6 protein-coding genes are annotated in these 6348 nt (G+C 69.5%); 5 read left to right on the top strand and 1 reads right to left on the bottom strand.

Translation table 11 applies throughout. The features are described from left to right. From FE633_RS40660 to FE633_RS49625, 3 genes are all read left to right on the top strand, one after another. Positions 1-802, top strand: an 802-nt coding sequence (locus FE633_RS40660; protein WP_138050194.1) for an RNA polymerase sigma factor SigF, incomplete at its 5' end; no start/stop codon positions are given. Positions 803-1046: 244 nt separating this feature from the next. Continuing rightward, positions 1047-1937: an RNA polymerase sigma factor SigF gene (locus FE633_RS40655; protein WP_138050193.1), complete on the top strand. Its 891-nt coding sequence runs from the start codon at positions 1047-1049 to the stop codon at positions 1935-1937. Between the two features lie 545 nt (positions 1938-2482). Continuing rightward, positions 2483-2773, top strand: a complete 291-nt coding sequence (locus FE633_RS49625) for a hypothetical protein (protein WP_342791260.1) — start codon at positions 2483-2485, stop codon at positions 2771-2773. Positions 2774-2789: 16 nt separating this feature from the next. On the opposite strand, the gene FE633_RS40645 is transcribed toward FE633_RS49625, so the two are convergent. Continuing rightward, a complete protein-coding gene (locus tag FE633_RS40645) occupies positions 2790-2987 on the bottom strand; it encodes a hypothetical protein (RefSeq protein ID WP_119103481.1) in 198 nt (65 codons plus the stop codon). 302 nt (positions 2988-3289) lie between these two features. Here FE633_RS40645 and FE633_RS40640 point away from each other — a divergent pair, with 302 nt between their 5' ends. Both FE633_RS40640 and FE633_RS40635 read left to right on the top strand, forming a co-directional pair. Then, positions 3290-3790 carry a MarR family winged helix-turn-helix transcriptional regulator gene (locus tag FE633_RS40640; RefSeq protein WP_138050191.1) on the top strand — a complete coding sequence of 167 codons (501 nt, stop codon included), beginning with the start codon at positions 3290-3292 and terminating at the stop codon, positions 3788-3790. 98 nt (positions 3791-3888) lie between these two features. Continuing rightward, positions 3889-6294 carry an MFS transporter gene (locus FE633_RS40635; RefSeq protein WP_484422055.1) on the top strand — a complete coding sequence of 802 codons (2406 nt, stop codon included), beginning with the start codon at positions 3889-3891 and terminating at the stop codon, positions 6292-6294. Positions 6295-6348: the final 54 nt, after the last annotated feature.

Here is a 6348-nt window from a genome sequence, read left to right as displayed (position 1 = left end):
CACCCCAGACCCTGCTCCCACCCCAGCTCCCGAGAAGCGGCGCAGTGCCGACACCAGGGCGCTCACGCAGGTGCTCTTCGCCGAGCTGAAGCAGCTGCAGCGGGGGACCTCCGAGCACCATCGCGTGCGCAGCGCGCTCATCGAGGCCAACCTGCCGCTCGTGCGGTACGCCGCCGCCCGCTTCCGCAGCCGCAACGAGCCCATGGAGGACATCGTCCAGGTCGGCACGATCGGCCTGATCAACGCGATCGACCGCTTCGACCCCGACCGGGGCGTCCAGTTCCCCACCTTCGCGATGCCGACCGTCGTCGGCGAGATCAAGCGGTACTTCCGTGACAACGTCCGCACCGTCCACGTACCGCGCCGTCTGCACGAACTGTGGGTGCAGGTGAACGGCGCGACCGAGGACCTCACGACGGCCTTCGGGCGCTCGCCCACCACCGCCGAGATCGCCGAACGGCTGCGGATCACCGAGGAGGAGGTCCTGGCCTGCATCGAGGCCGGACGCTCGTACCACGCGACCTCCCTGGAGGCGGCCCAGGAGGGCGACGGGCTGCCGGGCCTGCTCGACCGGCTCGGCTACGAGGATCCAGCGCTGGACGGCGTCGAGCACCGCGACCTCGTACGCCACCTTCTCGTCCAGCTCCCCGAACGAGAACAGCGCATTCTTCTCCTGCGCTACTACAGCAATCTGACGCAGTCACAGATCAGCGCCGAGCTGGGTGTCTCGCAGATGCATGTGTCAAGGCTGCTCGCCAGGAGTTTCGCCCGGCTTCGATCCGCAAACAGGATCGAGGCGTAACTCGCGAGAGCGAATCGCTCGTAAGGCAATTTCCCGACAGGTCTGGGCCGAAAAACTGCCAGACCCTCCTTTTCCAGGGCTGATCCACCCTATGTGTGTCGACATGTCACTACAGCGTGTTGCCGACATGTGACATTCTTCCGGAAGCGCGTTTGCCGCAGCTCTGCTTCCGGTATTCAGGTGGAGGCTGCGTTCCTTCGACGGGAGCGTCCGCCGCGTCCGTCCGCGACCCAAAGGGGGTGGCATGTCCGCAGACCAGGGCAGCTCGAAGGTGCTCACGCTCACAAAGAGCGAGTCCGCGCCCGACGTGCTTCACAGCGTCGATGTACCGGCCCTTCCGGCTCCGGAAGCCCCGGCCCTCTCGACTTCGGAAGCCATCGACACCCGCACCCTGTCCCGCTCCCTGTTCCTGCGGCTCGCCGCACTCGACGAGAACAGCCCGGAGCGCGCCTATGTTCGGGACACCCTCATCGAACTCAACCTCCCGCTCGTGCGCTACGCGGCCGCCCGCTTCCGCAGTCGCAACGAGCCCATGGAGGACATCGTCCAGGTCGGCACGATCGGCCTGATCAAGGCGATCGACCGCTTCGACTGCGAACGGGGCGTGGAGTTCCCGACGTTCGCGATGCCGACGGTCGTGGGCGAGATCAAGCGCTTCTTCCGGGACACCTCGTGGTCGGTCCGGGTCCCTCGGCGCCTCCAGGAGCTGCGGCTGGCCCTCACCAAGGCCAGCGACGACCTCTCCCAGAAGCTGGACCGCTCCCCGACGGTGACCGAACTCGCCACCGTGCTGGGCGTGTCCGAGGAGGACGTGGTCGACGGCCTGGCGGTCGGCAACGCGTACACGGCGTCCTCGCTGGACTCCCCGGCCCCCGAGGACGATGGCGGCGAGGGCTCCCTGGCCGATCGCCTCGGTTACGAGGACACGGCCCTGGAGGGCGTCGAGTACCGGGAGTCCCTGAAGCCCCTGCTCGCCAAGCTCCCACCCCGAGAGCGGCAGATCATCATGCTCCGCTTCTTCGCGAACATGACCCAGTCGCAGATCGGCGAGGAGGTCGGCATCTCGCAGATGCACGTGTCCCGGCTGCTGACGCGGACGCTGGCGCAGCTGCGGGAAGGACTCATCTCGGACTGAGGGTTCATAATTGACGGGTCGTCAGCCACACTGGCGCAATGCGTCGAGGGTTGTTACGTGGTCGCCGAGGTGCCCTTGTGGCCGCCTCGGCGACCGTCGTCTGTGCGGGTGGACTGCTGGCCGCTTGCGGAGGCGGGGGCGGCGGTGACGGATACGTCGCGGTCGGTCCGGCCGGCGGTACCCCTCGGCCGGCGGGGACGGCGGCGGCTCCGACGGGCGACGTGACGCTGATCCCGCTCGACGGTACGGAATCCGGCTCCCGCACCCCCGTCCCTGGGCCTTCCGCGCCCGGAAACCCTGCCGCGAGGGGCGGCCCGCCCGACGCCAGCGGTCGTTCGGAGGGCGGCTCGTCGGACGCACCGGGCCCCTCGGGGACCGACGCATCGGACTCATCCGACTCATCGAACACATCAGACGCATCGGGGGATGACGCCGAGTCCGGTCGTACGGGTGGGGGCAGTGGGGGTCAGCCCTCCCCACCGGCGTCCGGCGGCAGCGCGCCGACGGGCGGGAGTACGGCGCCCAGTGGGCCCGCGAAGCTGACCGTGAGCGATCCCGAACGCGAGCCCGCCGATGCACGCTGGTGTGAAAAGGTCACCCTCGACTTCCGCAACACCGGAGGCACGGCGGTGCGTTCTGGCACCGTGACCTTCGGTACGCACATCATCGGCGCGCTCGGCATCGACTGGGCGACCATCAAGTCGGCCGAGAAACTTCCCGCACCGATCGCCGTCGGCGCACGGAAGGAGAAGACCTGGACGGTGTGCGTGGACGAGTGGCGGGTGCCGCTGGGCATGCACATCGAGACACAGGACGTGTCCGTCCAGTGGAAGTAGCGGAAGTAGCGGACGCCTACTTGAACGCGAGCCAGGCGACCGCGGCGACGACCGCCACGGCGAGTACGACGCCGACGATCAGTCCGATACGGGGTCCGGCCGGGGCGGCGGGCTGCTGCCTGCGGCCCTGAGGGCCCTCGTCGACGAAAGCGCGGAACATCTGGGTGCTACCCGCGGGGTCGTAGTTGCCCTCGGGGCCCTGGGTGTTTGCCATGGGCCAGGACCCTAGCGAATGCCTCCGGCTCGCCCAAGTGCCGGGTGCCCTCTTCTGGTGTTGCTTGTCCGTTCTTGGGGTGGCCCGGACTGAGGGCTCCGCCCCAGGCCCCCGACATGGGTCGCGTCTCGGCTGCGGGTTGTCTGTGGCTGGTCGCGCAGTTCCCCGCGCCCCTGTAGAGCGCCCCCTTTTTTTGTAGGGCGCTCCACTTTGCCAAGGTTTTAGGCCCATCTCACCCTCTCTCATTTGCCTGCAGCAACCAATCATCTTTATGGTTGCCCTAAGCAACGAAGGAGGAGGCGATGGCCGCTCAGCGTCAGTACGAGGAGCTGGCTCGGCAGCTCAGTGCCATCGGTGCGGTGAAACGGGGTCTCGGGCGGGTGCTTCCGCCGGAGTGCCCGGGTGGTTCCGCCGCCGTGCTCACGCTGCTCGAGCGGCACGGCGAGATGCGGATGAGCCGCCTCGCGGAGCTGCTGGCCATCGACATGTCGGTGACGAGCCGGCATGTGGCCCAGGTCGCGGAGCGCGGCTGGATCGACCGGTCCCCCGACCCCGCCGACAAGCGGTCACGCATCCTCCGGCTCACCCCCGCCGGACGGGACATGCTCGCCGAGATCTCCGAGCGCTACACGCACGCGCTCGCCCACTACCTCGAGGACTGGTCCGACGACGAGGTCGACCGGCTCAACTCGCTGCTCGGCCGGCTGCGCGCCAGCTTCGACGACTGCCGGCCGGCCGCGCCCCCGACCCCGCCGCCGGCGTCACCCCCGACGCCACCGGCGACCACCCGTACGCCCGCATAAAGCAACGTAAGAGAAGGAAGCCCATGGCAACGACCACACCAGCCGGTGTGCGGGGCTCACACGCCAAGCACGGAGGAGGGCCCTCCGACGGCGCTCCGATGACGCACCGGCAGATCTTGGAGGCACTGACCGGGCTGCTGCTCGGCATGTTCGTCGCGATCCTGTCGTCGACGATCGTGTCCAACGCCCTGCCCGACATCATCAACGACCTCGGCGGCGGCCAGAGCGCCTACACCTGGGTGGTGACCGCGTCGCTTCTGACGATGACGGCGTCCACCCCCCTGTGGGGCAAGCTCGCCGACCTCTTCTCCAAGAAGCTGCTGGTGCAGCTGGCCCTGGTCATCTTCGTCGGCGGTTCGGCGGCGGCCGGACTGTCCCAGAACCCCGGCATGCTGATCGCGTTCCGCGCCGTCCAGGGCATCGGCATGGGCGGTCTGACCTCGCTGGCCCAGATCATCATGGCGGCGATGATCGCCCCGCGTGAGCGTGGACGATACAGCGGCTACCTCGGCGCCACGTTCGCCACCGCGATGGTCGGCGGCCCGCTGATCGGCGGTGTCATCACCGACACCAGCTGGCTCGGCTGGCGCTGGTGCTTCTACGTCGGCGTCCCCTTCGCCGTCATCGCCCTGATCGTGCTGCAGAAGACCCTGCACCTTCCGGTCGCCAAGCAGAAGGTCAAGGTCGACTGGGCTGGCGCGTTCTTCATCAGCGCCGCGGTCTGCCTGCTGCTGATCTGGGTGACCTTCGCCGGCGACAAGTACGACTGGGCGTCCTGGCAGACCTATTCGATGGTCGGCGGCACGATCGTGCTCCTGGCGATCTTCATCCTCATCGAGACGAAGGCGACCCAGCCGATCATCCCGCTGCGGCTGTTCCGCAACCGCACCATCACGCTGGCGTCCATCGCCGCCCTCTTCGTCGGCACCGCGATGTACGCGGGCGTCATCTTCTTCAGCCAGTACTTCCAGCTGGCGCGGGACGAGTCGCCGACCATGTCCGGCGTCATGACCATCCCGATGATCGGCGGCCTCGCCGTCGCCTCGACCGTCTCCGGGCAGTTCATCTCCCGGACGGGCCGGTGGAAGGGCTGGCTGCTGGCCGGTGGCGTCCTGCTCACCGCGGGCCTCGGTCTGCTCAGCACGATGCGGTACGACACTCCGTACTGGCGCGTGGCGGTCTTCATGGCCCTGCTGGGCCTCGGCGTCGGCATGATGATGCAGAACCTGGTGCTGTGCACGCAGAACCAGGTGGCCCCGAGCGACCTCGGCGCCGCCAGCTCCACGGTGAACTTCTTCCGTTCCCTCGGGAGCACGGTGGGCATCTCCGCGCTGGGCGCCGTGCTGAGCCACCGGATCACGCACTACGTCACCGAGGGCGCGTCGTCCCTCGACCCGAAGTACGCGTCCGCGCTCACCGGTTCCAGCTCCTCCGACAGCATCCCCGACGTCGACTCGCTCCCCGGGCCGATCCGCACGCTCGTGGAGAGCTCCTACGGCCACGGCATCGCCGACGTCTTCCTCTACACGGCGCCCGTCGCGGTACTCGCCTTCCTCTTCTCCCTGTTCATCAAGGAGGTCCCGCTGCGCACCAAGGGCGCTCTGGCGCAGGCCGCCGAGGAGAAGACCCACGCCATGGCTCCGGCCACCGCCGAGGCTCCCGCCCCGGCCGAGGAGCCGGCCCCGATCGAGGAGCCGGCCTTGACCGAGGAGAAGGTCCCGAGCGCGCCCTCCAGCCCGGAGCCTGGCATCCCGGTGCGCGGCCATGTACGCGGCGCCGAGAGCGCGCCCGTCCCGCGGGCCGCCGTGACGCTGATCTCCCTCACGGGCCGTCAGCTGGGCCGCTCGGTCGCGCAGGCCGACGGCGCCTACGCGGTGGACGCGCCGGGCACGGGCTCGTACGTCCTGATCGCGTCGGCCGACGGGTTCCAGCCGCAGGCCTCCACGGTCGTCGTGAACGGCGAACCGCTCACGTACGACATCCTCCTGAGCGGCACGAGCGGGCTCGGCGGGACGGTCAGGGCGGCGGACAGCGGGAAGCCGGTCATGGGCGCCATGGTGATCGTGACCGATGTGCGCGGCGACGTGCTGGCCACCGGGACCACCGGCGAGCAGGGCGAGTTCACCTTCGCCGAGCTGGTCCCGGGCACCGTGACCGTCGCGGTGAACGCCACGGGCCATCGCCCGCTCGCCCTCCCGGTCGAGGTCGGCGGCACCGGGGTCACCCGGGTCGAGATCGAGCTCAGCACCGGCGCGCATCTGCAGGGCACGGTACGGGCACCGCACGGCCCGCTGTCCGACGCGCGCGTCACGCTCGTCGACGTGGCGGGCAACGTGGTCGGCACGGCGACCACGGGGACGGACGGGGCGTACGCCTTCGCCGACCTGGACAGCGGGGAGTACACGGTCATCGCGACCGGTTACCCGCCGGTGGCCACGGCGCTGACGGTGAACGGCGGCGGCGTGGACGGCCACGACATCGAACTCGCCCACCCCGGCGAGTAGTCGACCCCCGGCCCGTCGGGGCGCGTCCGGAGCCCGGGCGCGCCTCGCGGGCCG

The sequence above is a fragment of the Streptomyces montanus genome, from assembly GCF_005786655.1.
Taxonomy (GTDB): domain Bacteria; phylum Actinomycetota; class Actinomycetes; order Streptomycetales; family Streptomycetaceae; genus Streptomyces; species Streptomyces sporangiiformans.
The sequence above is the reverse complement of the archived record's forward strand: the minus strand, read 5'-3'. Positions and strand labels throughout refer to the sequence as shown.

What these genes read in the sequence shown, in the direction of transcription:
- FE633_RS40655 (WP_138050193.1), top strand. Translation starts at nt 1,047, where the DNA reads ATGTCCGCAGACCAGGGCAGCTCGAAGGTGCTCACGCTCACAAAGAGC.
- FE633_RS40645 (WP_119103481.1), bottom strand. Translation starts at nt 2,987, where the DNA reads ATGGCAAACACCCAGGGCCCCGAGGGCAACTACGACCCCGCGGGTAGC.
- FE633_RS40640 (WP_138050191.1), top strand. Translation starts at nt 3,290, where the DNA reads ATGGCCGCTCAGCGTCAGTACGAGGAGCTGGCTCGGCAGCTCAGTGCC.
- FE633_RS40635 (WP_484422055.1), top strand. Translation starts at nt 3,889, where the DNA reads ATGACGCACCGGCAGATCTTGGAGGCACTGACCGGGCTGCTGCTCGGC.